The sequence below is a fragment of the Cellulomonas sp. NPDC055163 genome (assembly GCF_053607065.1).
Genome location: NZ_JBSGSU010000005.1, coordinates 126,203 through 145,759, shown reverse-complemented (window position 1 = coordinate 145,759; position 19,557 = coordinate 126,203). Strand labels below are relative to the sequence as shown.

At 74.6% G+C, this 19,557-nt stretch carries 16 protein-coding genes; 15 read left to right on the top strand and 1 reads right to left on the bottom strand.

All coding sequences use genetic code 11. The annotated features are described in order from the left end of the window. Nucleotides 1-158 precede the first annotated feature (158 nt). Nucleotides 159-722 (top strand): elongation factor P, encoded by a 564-nt coding sequence (efp, locus tag ACWFNE_RS11180; RefSeq protein ID WP_452122492.1) that lies wholly within the window; start codon nt 159-161, stop codon nt 720-722. 1 nt (nt 723) lies between these two features. Continuing rightward, nucleotides 724-1,140: a transcription antitermination factor NusB gene (gene nusB / locus ACWFNE_RS11175; RefSeq protein WP_452122491.1), complete on the top strand. Its 417-nt coding sequence runs from the start codon at nt 724-726 to the stop codon at nt 1,138-1,140. Between the two features lie 331 nt (nt 1,141-1,471). On the opposite strand, the gene ACWFNE_RS11170 is transcribed toward nusB, so the two are convergent. Continuing rightward, nucleotides 1,472-3,706: a putative bifunctional diguanylate cyclase/phosphodiesterase gene (locus ACWFNE_RS11170; protein WP_452122490.1), complete on the bottom strand. Its 2,235-nt coding sequence runs from the start codon at nt 3,704-3,706 to the stop codon at nt 1,472-1,474. 173 nt (nt 3,707-3,879) lie between these two features. On the opposite strand from ACWFNE_RS11170, the gene pyrR reads away from it, so the two are divergent. The 13 genes from pyrR to ACWFNE_RS11105 all read left to right on the top strand — a co-directional run bounded on the left by pyrR (nt 3,880) and on the right by ACWFNE_RS11105 (nt 19,503). Then, entirely contained in the window at nt 3,880-4,482 is a 603-nt protein-coding gene (gene pyrR / locus ACWFNE_RS11165) for a bifunctional pyr operon transcriptional regulator/uracil phosphoribosyltransferase PyrR (RefSeq protein ID WP_452122489.1), read from the top strand. After that, nucleotides 4,479-5,465 (top strand): aspartate carbamoyltransferase catalytic subunit, encoded by a 987-nt coding sequence (locus tag ACWFNE_RS11160; protein ID WP_452122488.1) that lies wholly within the window; start codon nt 4,479-4,481, stop codon nt 5,463-5,465. The genes pyrR and ACWFNE_RS11160 overlap by 4 nt, the downstream gene beginning before the upstream one ends. Beyond that, nucleotides 5,462-6,802: a dihydroorotase gene (locus ACWFNE_RS11155; protein WP_452122487.1), complete on the top strand. Its 1,341-nt coding sequence runs from the start codon at nt 5,462-5,464 to the stop codon at nt 6,800-6,802. The genes ACWFNE_RS11160 and ACWFNE_RS11155 overlap by 4 nt, the downstream gene beginning before the upstream one ends. Further along, on the top strand, nt 6,802-7,365 hold the full coding sequence (locus tag ACWFNE_RS11150) for a PH-like domain-containing protein (RefSeq protein WP_452122486.1): 564 nt from the start codon (nt 6,802-6,804) through the stop codon (nt 7,363-7,365). Before ACWFNE_RS11155 ends, ACWFNE_RS11150 begins: the two co-directional genes overlap by 1 nt. Continuing rightward, on the top strand, nt 7,362-8,573 hold the full coding sequence (gene carA, locus ACWFNE_RS11145) for a glutamine-hydrolyzing carbamoyl-phosphate synthase small subunit (protein WP_452122485.1): 1,212 nt from the start codon (nt 7,362-7,364) through the stop codon (nt 8,571-8,573). The genes ACWFNE_RS11150 and carA overlap by 4 nt, the downstream gene beginning before the upstream one ends. After that, the gene (gene carB / locus ACWFNE_RS11140; RefSeq protein ID WP_452122484.1) at nt 8,573-11,968 is read left to right on the top strand and encodes a carbamoyl-phosphate synthase large subunit; all 3,396 of its coding nucleotides are present in this window, start codon (nt 8,573-8,575) and stop codon (nt 11,966-11,968) included. Before carA ends, carB begins: the two co-directional genes overlap by 1 nt. After that, the gene (pyrF, locus tag ACWFNE_RS11135) at nt 11,965-12,825 is read left to right on the top strand and encodes an orotidine-5'-phosphate decarboxylase (protein ID WP_452122483.1); all 861 of its coding nucleotides are present in this window, start codon (nt 11,965-11,967) and stop codon (nt 12,823-12,825) included. The genes carB and pyrF overlap by 4 nt, the downstream gene beginning before the upstream one ends. Before the next feature lie 78 nt (nt 12,826-12,903). Next, nucleotides 12,904-13,215 (top strand): integration host factor, actinobacterial type, encoded by a 312-nt coding sequence (mihF, locus tag ACWFNE_RS11130; protein WP_034627300.1) that lies wholly within the window; start codon nt 12,904-12,906, stop codon nt 13,213-13,215. Nucleotides 13,216-13,285: 70 nt separating this feature from the next. After that, nucleotides 13,286-13,852 (top strand): guanylate kinase, encoded by a 567-nt coding sequence (gmk, locus tag ACWFNE_RS11125; protein ID WP_452122482.1) that lies wholly within the window; start codon nt 13,286-13,288, stop codon nt 13,850-13,852. 42 nt (nt 13,853-13,894) lie between these two features. Next, nucleotides 13,895-14,158, top strand: coding sequence for a DNA-directed RNA polymerase subunit omega (gene rpoZ, locus ACWFNE_RS11120; protein WP_034627292.1), 264 nt, complete (start codon nt 13,895-13,897; stop codon nt 14,156-14,158). 32 nt (nt 14,159-14,190) lie between these two features. Beyond that, nucleotides 14,191-15,396, top strand: a complete 1,206-nt coding sequence (gene coaBC, locus ACWFNE_RS11115; RefSeq protein WP_452122481.1) for a bifunctional phosphopantothenoylcysteine decarboxylase/phosphopantothenate--cysteine ligase CoaBC — start codon at nt 14,191-14,193, stop codon at nt 15,394-15,396. Nucleotides 15,397-15,420: 24 nt separating this feature from the next. Beyond that, the gene (gene metK / locus ACWFNE_RS11110; protein WP_452122480.1) at nt 15,421-16,623 is read left to right on the top strand and encodes a methionine adenosyltransferase; all 1,203 of its coding nucleotides are present in this window, start codon (nt 15,421-15,423) and stop codon (nt 16,621-16,623) included. Nucleotides 16,624-17,088: 465 nt separating this feature from the next. After that, nucleotides 17,089-19,503, top strand: coding sequence for a primosomal protein N' family DNA-binding protein (locus tag ACWFNE_RS11105; protein WP_452122479.1), 2,415 nt, complete (start codon nt 17,089-17,091; stop codon nt 19,501-19,503). The last annotated feature ends 54 nt before the right edge of the window (nt 19,504-19,557 follow it).

Here is a 19,557-nt window from a genome sequence, read left to right as displayed (position 1 = left end):
CCGACGCCCGGGGGAGGGGAGCCGCCGACGCGGTGGCGGCCGTCCCGCAGGCGTGGTTCGGCGCGCACGGTAGGATGGTCGGCGGTCTTGCCGCGCCCGGCGTCCTTCGACGCCTGCAGCCGGCACGCAGATTCTCAACTCGACAGGAAGCAGCGATCGTGGCGACCACCAACGACCTGAAGAACGGCACCGTGCTGAAGATCGACGGCCAGCTCTGGACCGTCGTGGAGTTCCAGCACGTCAAGCCCGGCAAGGGTGGCGCGTTCGTCCGCACCAAGCTCAAGAACGTCCTGTCCGGCAAGGTCGTCGACAAGACGTTCAACGCGGGTCTCAAGGTCGAGACGGCCAACGTCGACAAGCGCGACATGCAGTACCTGTACAAGGACGGCAGCGACTTCATCTTCATGGACACCGCGACGTTCGACCAGCTCCCGGTCGCGGAGGCGACGGTCGGTGACGCCGCGAACTTCCTGCTCGAGAACCAGAGCGCGCTCGTCGCGACGAACGAGGGTGTGCCGCTCTACGTCGAGCTGCCCCCGTCGGTCGTGCTGGAGATCACGTACACCGAGCCGGGCCTGCAGGGTGACCGCTCGACGGGTGGCACCAAGCCCGCGACGCTCGAGACGGGCTACGAGATCCAGGTCCCGCTGTTCCTCGAGGCGAACACGCGCGTCAAGGTCGACACCCGGGACGGCAGCTACCTCGGCCGCGTGAACGACTGACGTGGGTGCCCGGACCAAGGCGCGCAAGCGCGCGCTCGACGTGCTCTTCGAGGCGGAGCAGCGGGGGATCGACCCGGTGACGCTGCTCGGCGACCGGATCGTGGAGCCGGGCACCGAGGCGGCCCTGCCGCAGTACTCGGTCGAGCTCGTCGAGGGTGTCACGGCGCAGCGCGTCCGCATCGACGAGCTCATCTCGACGCACGCGCACGGCTGGACCATCGAGCGCATGCCGGCGGTCGACCGGGCGCTGCTGCGCCTCGGCTCGTGGGAGATCCTCTACAACGACGACGTGCCCGACGCGGTCGCCGTCGACGAGGCGGTCGAGCTGGCCCGGAGCCTGTCGACCGACGACTCGCCGGCGTTCATCAACGGCCTCCTCGGCCGGATCGTGGACCTGAAGCCGACGCTGCTCGCCTGACTCCTCGCTCGACCGCGTGGCCCGAACGGCCCCGGCGACCCGAACACCCGATCAGGGGTGCGGGTCGCCGGGGCCGTCCTGTGTCGCTGCACCGTGCCGATCCGATAACGGAAACACGCGCCGGCGCGGCGCACACGGAAGACGAACCGCAGCAAGGGAGCGCCGGTATCCGACGCGAGGCGTCCGGCGTCCGCGCGGAGCTTGCGGGGGCACGGGCGACCGCCACCGGGGGACCACGGCTCGCGCGCTCAGCCACAGCGACACGCGCGGTAGCCACCGCCGGGCACCACGGGCCGTGCGCGCCGAGGGAGCAGCGGACGGGCGACGCCTCTCAGAGCACCCGCACCGGCCGGCGCCCACGCGGCCGCGGCCGCGGACCACGCACGGGGAGCGTGGGGGAGGCCCGCCCGAGCAGGTTCCCCTGCACGCGGGGGACCCCGAGGTCCGCGAGCGCCGTGAGCTCCGAGGCGCGCTCGACGCCCTCGGCCACCACGTCGAGCCCGTGCGCCTCCGCGAGGGCGAGGATCGCGCGCAGCACGGCCTTGCCGCGGCGCGTGCGGATCTCCCGCACGAACGCCTGGTCGATCTTGAGCACGTCGACGGGCAGCGTCGCGAGGCGGGACAGCGAGCTGTAGCCGGTGCCGAAGTCGTCGATGGCGATCTTCACCCCGCGGCTGCGAAGCTCCGTGAGCGTCCCGGCCGCCGCGGCGCTGTCGTCGAGCAGCGCGCTCTCCGTGACCTCGATCGTCAGGTGCGTCCAGGCGCCGTCGCCCCACGAGCGCTCGACGTGCTTGAGGAAGTCCGGCTCGGCGAGCTGGCGGGCGGCCACGTTGACGGCGACGGGCAGGCGGAACTTCTCGTAGCCGGCGCGCGAGCTCGCGAGCAGCGCCTGGCCGATGGGGACGATGAGGCCGGACTCCTCGGCGAGCGGGAGCCAGTCGGACGGCATGAGCACCTGGCCGCCGCGCGTCCACCGCGCGAGCGACTCGAGCCCGACGACCTCGAGCGTGACGGTGTCGACGATCGGCTGGTAGTGCGCCTCGAACTCCCCGTCGGCGACCCCCTCGTCGAGCGCCCGGCGCAGCTGGGTCTCGGCGTGGACACGGCTGCGGAGCTCACGGCCGAAGAACACGACCCCGGCCCGCGTGCGCTTGGCCTCGAGCATCGCGGTGTCGGCGTGCTGCAGGAGCTGGTCGGGTGCGACGGTGTCGCCCGGCTCGCGCACCGCGATGCCGACGGTGAGGCGCGGGGGGTTCTGCTCGGGCGTGCTGCCGCCGAACCCGGCGCGCAGCTCGCGCCCGAACGCCATGAGGTCGTCGTAGGTGCCGGCACGGGGGATCACCGCGACGAACTCGTCGCCGCCGAGGCGGGCGACCGTCGTCCCGTAGGGCGCCGCGGAGCGCAGGTGGTCGGCGACCTGCACGAGCAGCTGGTCGCCCCAGGCGTGCCCGTGGTGGTCGTTCGCGCGCTTGAAGCCGTCGAGGTCGCAGTAGACGAGCGCGACGCGGGTCCGCTCGACGTCGGCCTGGTCGAGCGCCTCGGCGAGGTGCTGGTCGAGGGCGTGCCGGTTCGGCAGGTGCGTCAGGGAGTCGGTGAACGCGGCCTGGCTGAGGCGCGACGCGAGCGCGTGCCGCTCGGCGGCGGCCGAGACGATCTGCGCGAGGTCCATGAGGAACCCGCGCTCGCGTGAGCTCGCCGCGTCGTGCTCGACCGAGAAGAGCTCGGTGACGAAGCGTCCTCGGGAGAGCGGCCGGAGCGAGCCCTCGATCGTCGGGTCGTCGAGCAGGCGGCGGCTCTCCTCGCGGGCCCGCAGGAGCAGCGCCTCGGGGTCCTTGATGAACCAGGCGGCGTTCGCGATGCGGGCGACGGCGTCACGCATGTCGTTCTGGCGCACGGCGTCGCCCTGCGCGCGGCGCAGCCGGTGGAGGCCGAGGACCTCGAGGCCGAGGCCGAGGGGGAGCGCCCACATGGTCGCGAACCCCTCGGCGGTCGCGCGGTCCTGGACCACGTGCGAGGCGACGAGCAGCGCGACCGACGCGACGCCCGAGGCGATCAGCAGGACCCCCACGGGGGTGATCCGCAGCTTGCCGACCGCCCGCACCACGTAGAGCGCGACGACGACGACGGGTGCGAGGAACGTCGCGGCGTCGAGCGGGCCGTACACCGGCAGGCCCTGGACGTACGTGTGCGTCATGACCATGTCGGTCGTGAGCCACAGCACCGCCCGGACCAGCGCGAACGCCCCCGCCGCGAGAACGTAGCGGCGCACGGGCGGCCCGGCGGTGTACGCGCGCGTCGCCGGCAGCGCGACGAGCACGACCGCGACGAAGAGCTGGGCCCGCACGAACAGCAGGGCTGCCCCGAGGACGCCCTCGGGGGCCATCGCGAGCAGGCCGTTCGTGACGAAGCCGAGCGCGAGCACCGCGGACCACAGCAGCGTCCACTTGGCGCCGGCCTGCCGCAGCTCGCCGCGCCACCACACCCACTGGAGCACGCACGAGCCGACGAGTGCTCCCGCGAGGAAGAACTGGAGAGCCGCCGGCCAGGTCGAGGCGGTTCCATCCATGGCAGGTTGATCGGCTGTCCTGGGGCTCCGCGTGAGTCGGCAACCGGGTGATCGACGCCACGGACGGTGGAAACGTGGACACCCCGGCCGCCCCGGCGGGGCCACGGTAAGGTCGGCGCCTGACAGACATTCCTTTAAGGCCCGTCCTGTGAGGCGGGGAAGGAGGTCGCCAGATGAGCTCTGGCACCGCTGTGCCGGCCGACGGCACACCCCCCGGGGCGGTCCCCGTCCCCGACGCGACGGTCGTCCTCGGCCCTCCGGAGATCTCCCGGGCACTGACCCGCATCGCGCACGAGATCCTCGAGCGCAACCGGGGCGGCTCGCGCCTCGTCCTTCTCGGCATCCCGACCCGGGGCCTGCCGCTCGCGCACCGGCTCGCCGCGCGCCTCGCGGACGTCGAGCCGGGGCTCGACGCGGCGGCGCTCGTGGGGAGCCTCGACGTGACGATGCACCGCGACGACCTCGCGCACCACCCGACCCGCGCGATCGGCGCGACGGACCTGCCCGCGGCGGGGATCGACGGCAAGATCGTCGTCCTGGTCGACGACGTGCTGTTCTCGGGCCGCACGATCCGCGCCGCGCTCGACGCGATCAGCGACCTGGGCCGGCCCGCCGCGGTGCAGCTCGCCGCGCTCGTCGACCGCGGGCACCGCGAGCTGCCCATCCGCGCGGACTACGTCGGCAAGAACCTGCCCACCTCGACGTCGGAGCGCGTGCGTGTGCTGCTCGACGAGACGGACGGCCGCGACGCCGTGCTCATCGAGGGGGCGCGATGAGGCACCTGCTCTCGGCGGGCGACCTGAGCCGCGACGAGGCGGTCCTGGTGCTCGACACCGCGGCGCAGATGGCGGCGACGCAGGCACGCGAGATCAAGAAGCTGCCGACGCTGCGCGGGCGGACCGTCGTGAACCTCTTCTTCGAGGACTCGACGCGTACGCGCATCTCGTTCGAGACCGCTGCGAAGCGGCTCTCGGCCGACGTCATCAACTTCTCCGCGAAGGGCTCGAGCGTCTCGAAGGGCGAGTCGCTCAAGGACACCGCGCTGACCCTCCAGGCGATGGGCGCGGACGCGGTCGTGATCCGCCACCACGCGTCGGGTGCCCCGCACACGCTCGCACGCTCGGGCTGGACGCAGGGCGCCGTGGTCAACGCGGGCGACGGGACGCACCAGCACCCGACGCAGGCGCTGCTGGACGCGTTCACGATGCGCCGGCACCTCGTGGGCGACGGCGGCCGGACGGACGCGACCGGCCGGGACCTCGCCGGCGTGCGCGTCGCGATCGTCGGCGACGTGCTGCACAGCCGGGTCGCGCGCTCGAACGTGCAGCTGCTGCACACGCTCGGCGCCGAGGTCACGCTCGTCGCGCCGCCGACGCTCGTGCCGGTCGGGGTCGGATCGTGGCCCGCGCGCGTGTCCTACGACCTCGACGCGGTGCTGGCCGGCGGCCCCGACGCGGTCATGATGCTGCGCGTCCAGCGCGAGCGGATGTCGACGTCGGGCGGCGGGTTCTTCCCGAGCCCCCTCGAGTACACCCGCAGCTACGGCCTCGACGCGCGGCGCATCGCGCTGCTGCCCGAGCACGCGATCGTGATGCACCCCGGCCCGATGAACCGGGGCCTGGAGATCTCGGCCGACGCCGCCGACTCCGACCGCGCCGTCATCGTCGAGCAGGTCTCGAACGGTGTCGCGGTCCGGATGGCGGTCCTCTACCTGCTGCTCGCGGGGGAGACGACGAACGTGAAGGTGGACGGCAAGTGACGACGTACCTGCTCCGCTCGGTCGCGCCGCTCGGCGGCGAGGCGGTCGACGTGCTGCTCGCCGACGGCGTGGTCGCGGCGATCGGCCCCGACGCCGGCGCGCGCGCGGACGGCGCGACCGTCGTCGAGGGGGAGGGGCTCGTGCTCCTGCCCGGCCTCGTCGACCTGCACACCCACCTGCGCGAGCCCGGCCGGGAGGACGCCGAGACGATCCGCTCCGGGACCCGTGCGGCTGCGGCCGGCGGCTTCACCGCGGTGCACGCGATGGCGAACACGACCCCGACGCAGGACACCGCGGGCGTCGTCGAGCAGGTGTGGCGGCTCGGTCGTGACGCCGGCTGGGTCGACGTCCACCCGGTCGGTGCGGTCAGCGTCGGGCTCGCGGGGGAGCACCTCGCCGAGCTGGGCGCGATGGCGTCCTCCGCGGCGCGCGTCCGGGTGTTCTCCGACGACGGGAAGTGCGTGCACGACCCGGTGCTCATGCGCCGTGCCCTGGAGTACGTCAAGGCGTTCGACGGCGTGATCGCCCAGCACGCGCAGGAGCCGCGGCTCACGGACGGCGCCCAGATGCACGAGGGCGTCGTGTCGAGCGAGATCGGCCTCGCGGGCTGGCCCGCGGTCGCGGAGGAGGCGATCGTCGCGCGCGACGTGCTGCTCGCCGAGCACGTCGGCTCGCGCCTGCACGTGTGCCACCTGTCGACCGCCGGCTCCGTCGAGATCGTCCGCTGGGCCAAGTCCCGCGGCATCGACGTGACCGCCGAGGTCACGCCGCACCACCTCGTGCTGACCGACGAGCTCGCGCGCGGCTACGACCCCGTGTTCAAGGTCAACCCGCCGCTGCGGACCGCCGAGGACGTCGAGGCGGTCCGCGCGGGCCTGGCCGACGGCACGATCGACATCGTCGCGACCGACCACGCACCGCACACCCGCGAGGACAAGGACTGCGAGTGGGCCGCGGCCGCGTTCGGCATGACCGGGCTCGAGACGGCCCTGGCCGTCGTGCAGGAGACGATGGTCGACACCGGCAGGCTGACCTGGGCCGACGTCGCGCGCGTGCTCTCGACCGCCCCCGCGTCGATCGGGCGCGTGGAGGGACACGGCCGCCCGATCGCGGTCGGCGAGCCGGCGAACCTCGTGCTCGTCGACCCGTCGGTGCGCCGCACCGTCGAGCCTGCCGAGCAGGCCACCGCGAGCGGCAACTCCCCGTTCCGCGGCCGCGAGCTCCCGGGCCGTGTCGTGGCGACGTTACTCCGCGGGCGCGCGACGGTGCTCGACGGCGTGCTGCAGGACGACGTGGACGGCTCGCACCGCGCGGCGGGACGGGGGGCAGGCGCCTGATGCGCGTGCTCGTGACCGTCCTCGTCATCGTCGCGCTGGTCCTGTTCGCCCTGTGGGGCATGCGCCGCGGCTGGGCGAGGCGCCGGACCGCCACCGCGGCCGTCGTCCCGGCGCTGCCCGTCACGCCGCCCGAGGGCGAGGGCCCGGGCACGCTCGGGCGCGCCCGCACCGAGCCGATCGAGGCGACCTACGTCTCCTCGACGCGCGCGGGCGACTGGCTCGACCGCGTCGTCGCGCACGACCTCGGGACCCGCAGCCCCGCGCTCGTGCAGGTCCGCGACGCGGGCGTGCTCGTCCGGCGCACCGGCGCGCGCGAGGTGTTCGTCCCCGCCGGCTCGCTGCGCGCGGTCGGCACCGCCCCGGGGCAGGCCGGCAAATTCGTCGGCCGGGACGGGCTCGTCGTCCTCACCTGGCGCACCGGACCCGACGACGAGCGCGGCCTCGACACCGGCCTGCGCGTGCGACGACGGGCCGACCGGGCCCGCCTGGTCGCCGCCGCCACGACCCTGATCTCGCAGAACCCGCCGCCTGCCGCACCGCAGGCGCAGAAGGAGCAGTCATGACCGACGCAGTCCTGGTCCTCGAGGACGGACGCACGTTCCACGGCGAGGCCTATGGCGCGCACGGGAGCACCGTGGGGGAGGTCGTCTTCAACACCGGCATGACCGGCTACCAGGAGACGCTCACCGACCCGAGCTACCACCGCCAGATCGTCGTGATGACGGCGCCGCACATCGGCAACACGGGCGCGAACGACGAGGACCCGGAGTCGGGGCGGATCTGGGTCGCCGGCTACGTGGTCCGCGACCCCGCGCGGCGGGCGTCGAGCTGGAGGTCCGTGCGCACGCTCGACGAGGACCTCGCCGACCAGGGTGTCGTCGGCATCTCCGGCATCGACACGCGCGCGCTGACGCGCCACCTGCGTGAGCGCGGGGTGATGCGTGCGGGGATCTTCTCCGGCGACGCGCTCACGGGCGACGGCGGCGCGCGGCGCTCCGACAACGAGCTGCTCGCGGTGGTGCTCGCCGCCCCGGCGATGCAGGGCGCCGACCTCGCGGGCGAAGTCACCACGAAGGAGCCGTACGTCGTCGAGGCGCTCGCCCCCGACGGCTCCCCGCTCGACGAGCCCGTCGCGACGGTCGCCGCGATCGACCTCGGGATCAAGGCCATGACGCCGCAGCGCCTCGCCGAGCGTGGCGTGCGGGTGCACGTGCTGCCCTCGAGCTCGACGATCGACGACGTGCTCGCCGCCGGCCCCGACGGGGTGTTCTTCTCGAACGGTCCCGGCGACCCCGGCGCGGCGACGCACGAGGTCGAGCTGCTCCGCGAGGTGCTCGACCGCCGGATCCCGTTCTTCGGCATCTGCTACGGCAACCAGATCCTCGGGCGCGCGCTCGGCTACGGCACGTACAAGCTCGGGTACGGGCACCGCGGCGTGAACCAGCCTGTCCTGGACCGCGCGACGGGCCGCGTCGAGATCACCGCGCACAACCACGGCTTCGCGGTCGACGCCCCGCTCGAGGGCGAGTCGGTCGCGCCGCACGACGGCGGGCGCTACGGGCGCGTCGTCGTCTCCCACGTCGACCTCAACGACGACGTCGTCGAGGGCCTCGCCGCCCTCGACCTGCCGGCGTTCTCCGTCCAGTACCACCCCGAGGCCGCCGCGGGCCCGCACGACGCCGCGTACCTCTTCGACCGTTTCCTCGACCTCATGCGCAGCGCGCCCACGGGCGCCGACGTGCAGACCGACCAGAAGGGTGCGGACGCCTGATGCCCCGCCGGACAGATCTCCACAGCGTCCTCGTCATCGGCTCCGGGCCGATCGTCATCGGCCAGGCCGCCGAGTTCGACTACTCGGGCACGCAGGCGTGCCGCGTGCTCAAGGAGGAGGGCCTGCGGGTCATCCTGCTCAACTCCAACCCGGCGACGATCATGACCGACCCGGAGTTCGCCGACGCGACGTACGTCGAGCCGATCACGACCGAGGTGCTCACCTCGATCATCGCGAAGGAGCGGCCCGACGCGGTGCTCGCGACCCTCGGTGGCCAGACCGCCCTCAACGCCGCGATCGCGCTGGACGAGGCCGGCGTGCTCGAGGAGTACGGCGTCGAGCTGATCGGCGCGAACATCGCCGCGATCCAGAAGGGCGAGGACCGCCAGCAGTTCAAGGAGGTCGTCGAGGTCTGCGGCGGGGAGAGCGCGGCGTCCGAGATCATCCACTCGGTCGACCAGGCCGTCGACGCCGCCGGGCGGCTCGGGTACCCGATGGTCGTGCGCCCGTCGTTCACGATGGGCGGCCTCGGCTCCGGGCTCGCGTACGACGAGACGGACCTGCGGCGCATCGTCGGGCAGGGCCTGCACTACTCGCCGACCTCGGAGGTCCTGCTCGAGGAGTCGATCCTGGGCTGGAAGGAGTACGAGCTCGAGCTCATGCGCGACCACGCGGACAACGTCGTGGTCGTCTGCTCGATCGAGAACGTCGACCCCGTCGGCGTGCACACCGGTGACAGCGTCACCGTCGCGCCCGCACTGACCCTGACGGACCGCGAGTACCAGCGCATGCGCGACATCGGCATCGCGGTCATCCGCGAGGTCGGTGTCGACACGGGTGGCTGCAACATCCAGTTCGCCGTCGAGCCCGACACCGGGCGCATCGTCGTCATCGAGATGAACCCGCGCGTCTCCCGCTCCTCGGCCCTCGCGTCGAAGGCCACGGGGTTCCCCATCGCGAAGATCGCGGCCCGCCTCGCGATCGGCTACACGCTCGACGAGATCCCGAACGACATCACGGGCTCGACCCCGGCGTCGTTCGAGCCGACCCTCGACTACGTCGTGGTCAAGGTCCCGCGGTTCGCGTTCGAGAAGTTCCCCGCCGCGGACGCGACGCTCACGACGACCATGAAGTCGGTCGGCGAGGCCATGGCGCTCGGGCGCAACTTCACCGAGGCGCTCGGCAAGGCGATGCGCTCGATCGACCGCGCCGGCTCCGTCTTCCACTGGGACGGGGACCCGCTCACGGGCGACGCGCTCGACGCGCTGCTCACGACGATCTCGGTGCCGACCGAGCACCGGCTCGTCGACGTGCAGCAGGTGCTGCGGGCGGGCGTCCCGCTCGAGGACGTGTACGCGCGCACCGGGATCGACCCCTGGTTCCTCGACCAGCTCGTGCTGGTCAACGAGGTCGCCGCGACGACGGCCGGCGCCCCCGAGCTCGACCGTGCGGTGCTCGTGCGCGCCAAGCGCCACGGGCTGTCCGACGCCCAGATCGGCGCCGTGCGCGGGATCGGCGAGGACGCGGTGCGCGCGGCACGGTGGGAGGCCGGGGTCCGGCCGGTGTACAAGACCGTCGACACGTGCGCCGCGGAGTTCGCCGCGCTGACCCCGTACCACTACTCCGCGTACGACGAGGAGACCGAGGTGCGCCCGCGGACGCGCCCGGCAGTGCTCATCCTCGGCTCGGGCCCCAACCGCATCGGCCAGGGCATCGAGTTCGACTACTCGTGCGTGCACGCCGCGCTCGCGCTCAAGGGCGAGTACGAGACCGTCATGGTCAACTGCAACCCCGAGACCGTCTCGACGGACTACGACACCTCCGACCGCCTGTACTTCGAGCCGCTCACGTTCGAGGACGTGCTCGAGGTCTACGAGGCCGAGCTCGCGGTCGGCCCGGTCGAGGGCATCATCGTGCAGCTCGGCGGCCAGACGCCGCTGTCGCTCGCGCAGCGCCTCGCCGACGCCGGGCTGCCGATCCTCGGGACGCCGCCCGAGGCGATCGACGCCGCGGAGGATCGCGGGGCGTTCGGTGCGGTGCTCGAGGCGGCCGGGCTCCCGGCACCGTCGTTCGGCACCGCGACGACCCTCGAGGGTGCGCGCGAGACGGCCCAGGGCATCGGCTTCCCGGTGCTCGTGCGCCCGTCGTACGTGCTCGGCGGACGCGGCATGGAGATCGTGTACGACGACGCGCAGCTCACCGAGTACGTCGAGCGCGCGATCGCCGCCGCGGTCAACACGACGGGCCGCGGCACCGAGATCCCGCCGCTCCTCATCGACCGCTTCCTCGACGACGCGATCGAGATCGACGTCGACGCGCTCTACGACGGCACCGAGCTGTTCCTCGGCGGCGTCATGGAGCACATCGAGGAGGCCGGCATCCACTCGGGCGACTCCGCGTGCGTGCTGCCGCCCGTCACGCTGTCGCTGTCCGAGCTCGAGCGGATCCGCCGCTCGACCGAGGCCATCGCGCAGGGCGTCGGGGTCCGCGGCCTGCTCAACATCCAGTTCGCGCTCGTCTCCGACGTGCTCTACGTCCTCGAGGCGAACCCCCGGGCGTCGCGCACGGTGCCGTTCGTGTCCAAGGCGACGGGCGTCCCGCTCGCCAAGGCCGCCGCGCTCGTCATGACGGGCCACTCGATCGCGGACCTGCGTGCCTCGGGCGTCCTGCCGCGCACCGACGCGAGCGTGCTCGACCTCGACGCGCCGATCGCCGTCAAGGAGGCCGTGCTGCCGTTCAAGCGGTTCCGCACGCACGACGGCACGGTCGTCGACACGGTCCTCGGCCCCGAGATGCGCTCGACCGGCGAGGTCATGGGCTTCGACGTGGACTTCCCGACCGCGTTCGCGAAGTCGCAGGCCGCGGCCTTCGGCGGGCTGCCGACGTCGGGCACCGCGTTCATCTCGGTCGCCGACCGCGACAAGCGCTCGATCGTGTTCCCGGTGAAGCGCCTCGTCGAGCTCGGCTTCGAGATCCTCGCGACCGAGGGCACTGCGGCCGTGCTGCGGCGCAGCGGCATCGCCTCGCGCGTCGTCCGGAAGTTCTCACGGGGCCGCGGGCCGGCGGGGGAGCCGACGATCGTCGACCTGATCTCCGAGGGCAGCGTCGACATCGTCGTGAACACGCCCTCGGGCCAGGGCGCGCGCGCCGACGGGTACGAGATCCGGGCCGCGACGACCGCCGCCGACAAGGCCATCGTCACGACCGTCCAGCAGCTCGGCGCCGCGGTGCAGGGCATCGAGGCGGCCCTCGCCGGACCGTTCAGCGTGACGAGCCTGCAGGAGCACGACGCGGCGACGCACGCACGCCGGGCGCGGGCCGCTGCCGGCGCTGTCGGTGCGGGTGCGGGTGCGGTCGCGGTGGGGGCGACGACGGACGGCGCGGTGACCGCGTGACCGCGCCGTTCGGCGCACGCCTCGCAGCGGCGACGGACGCGCACGGGCCGCTGTGCGTCGGCCTGGACCCCCACCCCGGGCTGCTCCGGGCATGGGGGCTCGCGGACGACGTCGCCGGTCTGCGCGCGTTCAGCCACGGCGTGCTCGACGCCCTCGGGGGGAAGGTCGCGGCGCTCAAGCCGCAGTCGGCCCTGTACGAGCGGCACGGCTCGGCCGGCGTCGCGGTGCTCGAGGAGGTCGTCGCGGCGGGACGCGAGACGGGCACCCTGGTGATCGTCGACGCCAAGCGCGGGGACATCGGCTCGACCATGGCCGGGTACGCGGACGCCTACCTGCGGGACGGTTCGCCGCTCGCCGGGGACGCGCTCACGGTCTCGCCGTACCTCGGCTTCGGGTCGCTCGCGCCCGCGGTCGAGGCCGCCGCTGCGTCGGGCCGCGGGCTCTTCGTGCTCGCGCTCACGTCGAACCCCGAGGGCGCGTCGGTCCAGCACGCGACCGGACCCGACGGGACCGCGGTCGCCGCGGCTGTCGCCGCGCAGGCCGCCGCGCTCAACGCCACGGAGCTCGCCTCGACGCGCGGCGCGCTGGGGTCGGTCGGCCTGGTCGTCGGTGCCACGACCGGTGACGCCGCCGAGCGTCTCGGGGTGGATCTGGCTGCCGTCCGGGGCCCCCTCCTGGCGCCCGGTGTCGGGGCGCAGGGAGCGGGCCCGGCGGAGCTCGCACGCGTCTTCGGGAGCGCTCGGCACGCCGTGCTCGCGTCGTCCTCCCGCGCGGTGCTCGCCGCCGGACCGGACCGGGCGTCGTTGCTGGCAGCGGCACGGAACGCGGCCACCGAGGCCGCATCCGCGCTCCGCTGAGCGTCGCGTTGGCGGACCCGCCCCCCGGTCGCTAGGTTCGGACCACGATCACATCCCGCGGACGAGAAGGTGACTCGAGTGGCTCTTCCCCCCTTGACCCCCGAACAACGCGCAGCAGCACTCGAGAAGGCAGCCGCGGCCCGGCAGGCTCGTGCCGAGGTCAAGAACCGACTCAAGTACTCTCAGGGCACGCTCTCCGAGGTGATCGCCCAGGGCCAGGCGGACGAGACGATCGGCAAGCTCAAGGTGCTCGCGCTCCTCGAGTCGCTGCCGGGCGTCGGCAAGGTCAAGGCGCGCGCCATCATCTCGGAGATCGGCATCTCCGAGACGCGGCGCGTCCGTGGCCTGGGTCCGCACCAGGTCAAGGCGCTCGTCGACCGCTTCGGGTGAGCCCGGAGGCACGCACCGTGTGCCTCTGACCACCCGGATCCAGCACCAGGCCAGGAGCACCGCAGCACCCATGACGACGCCAGCCCGGCTCACCGTTCTCGCCGGACCGACCGCCGTCGGGAAGGGCACGGTCTCCGCCGACATCCGCGAGCGCTACCCCGAGATCTGGCTGTCCGTCTCCGCGACGACGCGTGAGCCGCGACCGGGCGAGGTCGAGGGCGTGCACTACCACTTCGTGACGCCGGCCGAGTTCGACGCGATGGCGGCGGGCGGCGAGCTGCTCGAGTGGGCGGTCGTGCACGGCCGCAACCGGTACGGCACGCCGCGGCGCCAGGTCGAGGAGCGGCTCGCGGCGGGGTCGCCCGCGCTGCTCGAGATCGACCTGCAGGGGGCCCGTCAGGTGCGCTCGACCATGCCCGGTGCGCGGTCCGTCTTCCTCGCCCCGCCGTCGTTCGAGGAGCTGGAGCGCCGGCTCGTGGGCCGGGGGACCGAGGGGCCGGAGGAGCGGGAGCGGCGGCTCGCCACGGCGCGCGTCGAGCTGGCCGCGGAGCCGGAGTTCGACCACGTGATCGTCAACGACGACGTGCGGCGGGCGACCGACGAGCTGGTCCGGGTCATGGGACTGCCGACCAGGTAGACTGGCGTCAGTCCCACCCCTTCGTCTTTGCGGGAGTCCACCGTGTCCGGAACCGTCGCTGCACCCGTCGGCATCACCGACCCGCCCATCGACCAGCTGCTCGAGCGTGCGGACTCCAAGTACGCGCTCGTGATCTACGCCGCCAAGCGCGCGCGCCAGATCAACGCGTACTACTCCCAGCTCAACGAGGGCCTGCTCGAGTACGTCGGGCCGCTCGTCGAGACCCGCCCGCAGGAGAAGGCCCTGTCGATCGCGATGCGCGAGATCGACGGCGGGCTGCTGACGGTCGAGGCCACCGAGGGCTGACCTCGGCCCCGGTCCCTCGCGGCGTCCCGACCATGCGGATCGTCCTCGGCGTCGCCGGCGGCATCGCGGCGTACAAGGCCGTCCTGCTGCTGCGCCTGCTCGCGGAGGCCGGGCACGACGTGCGCGTCGTGCCGACCGACTCCGCGCTGGAGTTCGTCGGGCGCGCGACGTGGGAGGCGTTGTCCGGCAAGCCCGTGACGACGCGGGTCTTCGAGGACGTCGACGAGGTCCCTCACGTGCGCCTCGGCAAGACGGCCGACCTCGTCGTCGTCGCCCCGGCGACCGCGGACCTGCTCTCGCGGGCCGCGACGGGCCGGGCGGACGACCTGCTCACCGCGACGCTGCTGACGGCACGGTGCCCGGTGCTGCTCGCGCCGGCGATGCACACGGAGATGTGGGAGCACCCGGCGACGCGCGCGAACGTCGCGACCCTGCGCGCCCGAGGTGTGCACGTGCTCGACCCGGACTCCGGCCGCCTCACCGGCGCGGACACCGGGCCGGGCCGGCTCCCCGAGCCGGAGGCGGTCGCCGCGGCGGCGCTGGCGCTCGTGCGGCCCGCGCCGCAGGACCTCGCCGGCCGGCACGTCGTCGTCTCCGCGGGCGGCACCCGCGAGCCCCTCGACCCCGTTCGTTACCTCGGCAACCGGTCCTCGGGCCGCCAGGGCTGGGCGCTCGCCCGCGCGGCAGCGGCACGCGGCGCCCAGGTGACGCTCGTCGCCGCGAACGTGACCCTGGCGGCCCCCGACGGCGTCGCCGTGGTCCCGGTCGAGACCTCGGCCGAGCTGCGCGACGCGGTGCGTGCCGCGGCCAAGGACGCCGACGTCGTCGTCATGGCGGCCGCCGTCGCCGACTTCCGGCCCGCGACGGCGGCCGAGACCAAGATCAAGAAGGACGCGGGCGACGCTGCGGGTGGGACGCGCGTGCTCGAGCTCGTCCAGACGCCCGACATCCTCGCGGAGCTCTCGGCGCCCCGGCTCCGGGAGGGGCAGGTCGTCGTGGGCTTCGCGGCCGAGACCGGGGACGCCTCGGGGAGCGTGCTGGACCACGGGCGGGCGAAGGCCCGGCGCAAGGGCGCCGACCTCCTCGTCGTCAACGCCGTCGGCGGCGGGCGCGGCTTCGGGACCGCCGACAACGACGTGACGATCCTCGACGGGGACGGCGACGTCGTGGCGGTCGCGGCGGGCTCCAAGGACGACGTCGCGCACGCCGTCTGGGACGCCGTTCTGCTCCGGGGCTGAGCGTGCGCCCAGTAACCTGTGCGCATGACCGAGCCCGACATGCGCCTGTTCACGTCCGAGTCCGTGACCGAGGGGCACCCCGACAAGATCTGTGACCAGATCTCCGACGCGATCCTCGACGCGATCCTCGAGCAGGACCCCACGGCCCGGGTGGCCGTCGAGACGATGGTGACGACCGGCCTGGTGCACGTCGCCGGCGAGGTCACGACGAGCGCGTACGTGGAGATCCCGCAGGTCGTGCGCGAGGTCGTCCGGGGCATCGGCTACACGTCCTCGCACATCGGCTTCGACGGGGACTCGTGCGGGGTGTCCGTCTCGATCGGCCAGCAGTCGCCGGACATCGCCCAGGGTGTCGACAAGGCGCTCGAGGTCCGCGTGGACAGCGGCGACCTCGACCCGCTCGACCTGCAGGGTGCCGGGGACCAGGGGCTCATGTTCGGGTACGCGAGCGACGACACCCCGAGCCTCCTGCCGCTGCCGATCTGGCTCGCGCACCGCCTCGCGGAGCGCCTCGCGGCCGTGCGCAAGGAGGGCGTCGTGCCCGGCCTGCGCCCCGACGGCAAGACGCAGGTGACCATCGGCTACGACGGCGACCGCGCGGTGCGCCTCGACACCGTCGTCCTCTCGACGCAGCACGACCCGGACGTCCACCTCGAGACGACCCTCGCCCCGGCGATCGCGGACCTCGTCGTCGCGCCGGTCGTCGCCGGGCTCGACCTCGACGCGAGCGACTTCCGGCTCCTCGTGAACCCGACGGGCACGTTCGTCGTGGGCGGTCCCCAGGGCGACGCCGGCCTCACCGGCCGCAAGATCATCGTCGACACCTACGGCGGCATGGCCCGTCACGGCGGTGGCGCGTTCTCGGGCAAGGACCCGTCGAAGGTCGACCGCTCGGCCGCCTACGCCATGCGCTGGGTCGCCAAGAACGTCGTCGCGGCGGGCCTCGCGCGGCGCTGCGAGGTGCAGGTCGCGTACGCGATCGGCAAGGCGCACCCCGTCGGCCTCTACGTTGAGACGTTCGGCACGGGCACCGTCCCGGTCGGGCGCCTGACGGCCGCGATCCGCGAGGTGTTCGACCTGCGCCCGGCTGCGATCATCCGCGACCTGGACCTGCTGCGCCCGATCTACCAGCGGACCGCCGCGTACGGGCACTTCGGTCGCGACCTCGCCGACTTCACGTGGGAGCGCACGGACCGCACCGCGGACCTCCTCAGCGCGGTCGGCTGACACCGGGCGAGGGCGCCGGCATGTGCGGCGTGCTGGGCGCCGCGCCGTGAACCCGTCACCGGGGCCGCCCGTCTGACTGCACACGCCCGTCTGACCGCACTCGTCCGACCGCACTTGCTCGACCGCACTTGCTCGACCGCACTCGTCCGACCGCACCTGGTCGACAGCGTCCGCCCGCCCGGCCCTCACGTGGCCGGGCGGGCGGTCGTCGTCCCGGGCGGTGTGGTGTCGTCTCAGACGGCGTGGCGGCGGCGTGTCGTGCGGTCGCCCCGGCGAGCTGCCCCGGCGGGCGGTGCGGTCACCCCAGCGAGCCGCCCCGGCGCTGTGGGTGCTCCGCGGCGACGTCCCGCTGTGGCGGGCGACGCTTCGGCGGCCGGGACCGGTCGTGCGGTCGCGGGGCACCGCGTGCGGGCATCGGTGGACGGTGCGGTCCGCGGGGTCGGTCGTCGATGGTGAGATAGAGCCGTGGAGGCGACGGGCGGAGCAGCGGGGGAGCAGCTGACCCTCGCGGGGCTCCCGGAGCCGGTGCTCACGGGCCGTGGGCGGTCGGCGGCGCGGCGGCGGACCGCCGAGGGGCTCGAGCCGGCGGGGTCCCTGCCGGTCGCGCGGGTGTGCATCGACCTGCCGCCCGCGCACCTCGACCGGGTGTTCGAGTACCTCGTCCCGGAGGCGCTCTCCGCGGACGCCGTGCCAGGCACTCGCGTCAAGGTGCGCTTCGGGCGGCAGGACGTCGACGGGTACGTGCTCGCGCGCACCCCGGACGCCGAGCACGACGGCGCGCTCCAGCCGCTGCGGCGGGTCGTGTCGGCCGAGCCGGTGCTCAGCGACACGGTGGCGCGGTTGGCGCGCGCCGTCGCGGACCGGTACGCCGGGACCCTCGCGGACGTCCTGCGGCTCGCCATACCGCCGCGGCATGCGCGCGTCGAGTCCGAGCGAGGGGCGGCGGGCGCGGGGGGAGAACCCGGCGCAGCGAGGGCGGCCGGCGAGGCGGGGACGTCCGGTGCGGCGCGGGCGCCTGGCCCGGTGCCCGAGGTGTCCTCCCTCGCGGCCGCAGACGCAGCCGGAGCAGCAAGCGCAGCCGGAGCAGCCGCAGCCGCAGGCGCAGACGGGTCGACCGGGTCGGCCGTCACGCCGGTGGCCGGCGAGGCTCCCGGCCTCGGGACGGTCGGCGGGTCGTCGTCGGGCACGGCGGACCCGCCTCCCGCGCACGGGCGCCTGTCCGGCGACGCGTGGCTGCCGTACCGGGGCGGGCCCGCGTTCCTGCAGCACGTCGCCGCGGGCTCGTCGCCGCGTGCCGTGTGGACCGCGCTGCCGGGCCCCGCCGGTGCCCGCTGGCCCGACGCCGTCGCGCAGGCCGTGCAGGCGTGCCTCGTGTCGGGTCGGGGTGCGCTGATCGTCGTCCCGGACGCGCGCGACGTGGCCCAGGTGTGCGAGGCGCTCGACCGCGCGGAGGTCCCCGCGTGCACGCCGGACGCCCCCGGCGGGTACGTGCGCCTCGCGGCGGAGGACGGTGCCGCGCCGCGGTACCGCGCGTTCCTCGCGGCGCTGCGGGGCCGGGCGCGCGTCGTGGTCGGCACGCGCGCGGCGGCGTTCGCGCCGGTCGCGGACCTCGGGCTGGTCGTGTGCTGGGACGACGGGGACGACCTGCACGCCGAGCCGCGAGCGCCGTACCCGCACGTGCGGGAGGTCGTGCGGCTGCGCGCGGAGCTCGAGGGCACCGCGGTGCTGCTGGCGGCGCACGCCCGCAGCGTCGAGTCGCAGGCGCTCGTCGAGAGCGGCTGGGCGCGGGAGGTGAGCGCCGACCGTGCGGTGCTGCGTGCCCGGGCCCCGCGCGTGCGGGCGCTGACGTCGGTCGAGCTCGCGCGGGAGGGGGCCGCGGCGTCGGCCCGGTTGCCCGGTGAGGCGTGGCGGGCGATCCGTGAGCACCTGGCGCACGGACCGGTGCTCGTCCAGGTGCCCCGCGCGGGGTACCTCCCGGCGGTGGCGTGCGGCCGGTGCCGGGCGCTCGCGCGGTGCACCGCGTGCCACGGCCCGCTGTCGCTCGCGTCGGCCGACGGGGTGCCGCAGTGCGGGTGGTGCGGGCGGCTCGCGACGGGGTGGCGGTGCACCGAGTGCGGTGCGGGGGCCCTGCGGTCGGTGCGCGTGGGTTCGGAGCGCACCGCCGAGGAGCTCGGCCGGGCGTTCCCGGGGGTGCCGGTGCGCTCGTCGGGGGCGCGGTCGGCGACCGGGGTGCTCGCGAGCGTCCCCGGGACCCCCGCGCTCGTCGTCGCCACCACGGGCGCCGAGCCGGTGTGCGACGCCGGGTACGCGGCCGCGGTGCTGCTCGACGCGGCGGTCGCGTCGGCGTCGACGTCGCTGCGCGGGGCCGAGGACGCGCTGCGGCGCTGGCTCGCCGCGGCGGCGCTCGTGCGCCCGACGACGGACGGCGGCGTGGTCCTGCTGGTCGGCGACGGCGCTCCGCGTCCCACGCAGGCGCTCGTGCGCTGGGATCCCGCCGGTCTCGCCGCCCGGGAGCTCGCCGAGCGTCACGAGCTCGCGCTGCCGCCGTCGGTGCGGGTCGTGGCGGTCACGGGTGGGCGCGAGGCGGTCCGGGCGGTGCTGGCACGACTCGAGCTGCCGCCCGGCGCGGACGTGCTGGGCCCGGTGCCGGTCGCGGAGGGCGGCGGCGTCGTGCGCACGGGCGTCGCGTCGGGCCGGACACGTACCGCCGCGGCACCGGCGCAGGGGTCGTTCGAGCCGGAGGTGCGGGCGCTCGTGCGGGCACCCGTCGCGGTGGGCGACGCGCTCGTGCGGACCGTCGCCGCGTCCGTCGCGGTGCGCAGCGCCCGGCGCGAGGGCGGCACGGTGCGCGTGCAGGTCGACCCGGCGGAGATGCTGTGAGCGGCCCGGCTGCTCCGCGCGGGCACGCGTCCCACGGCCCCGGCGGTCCCGGCC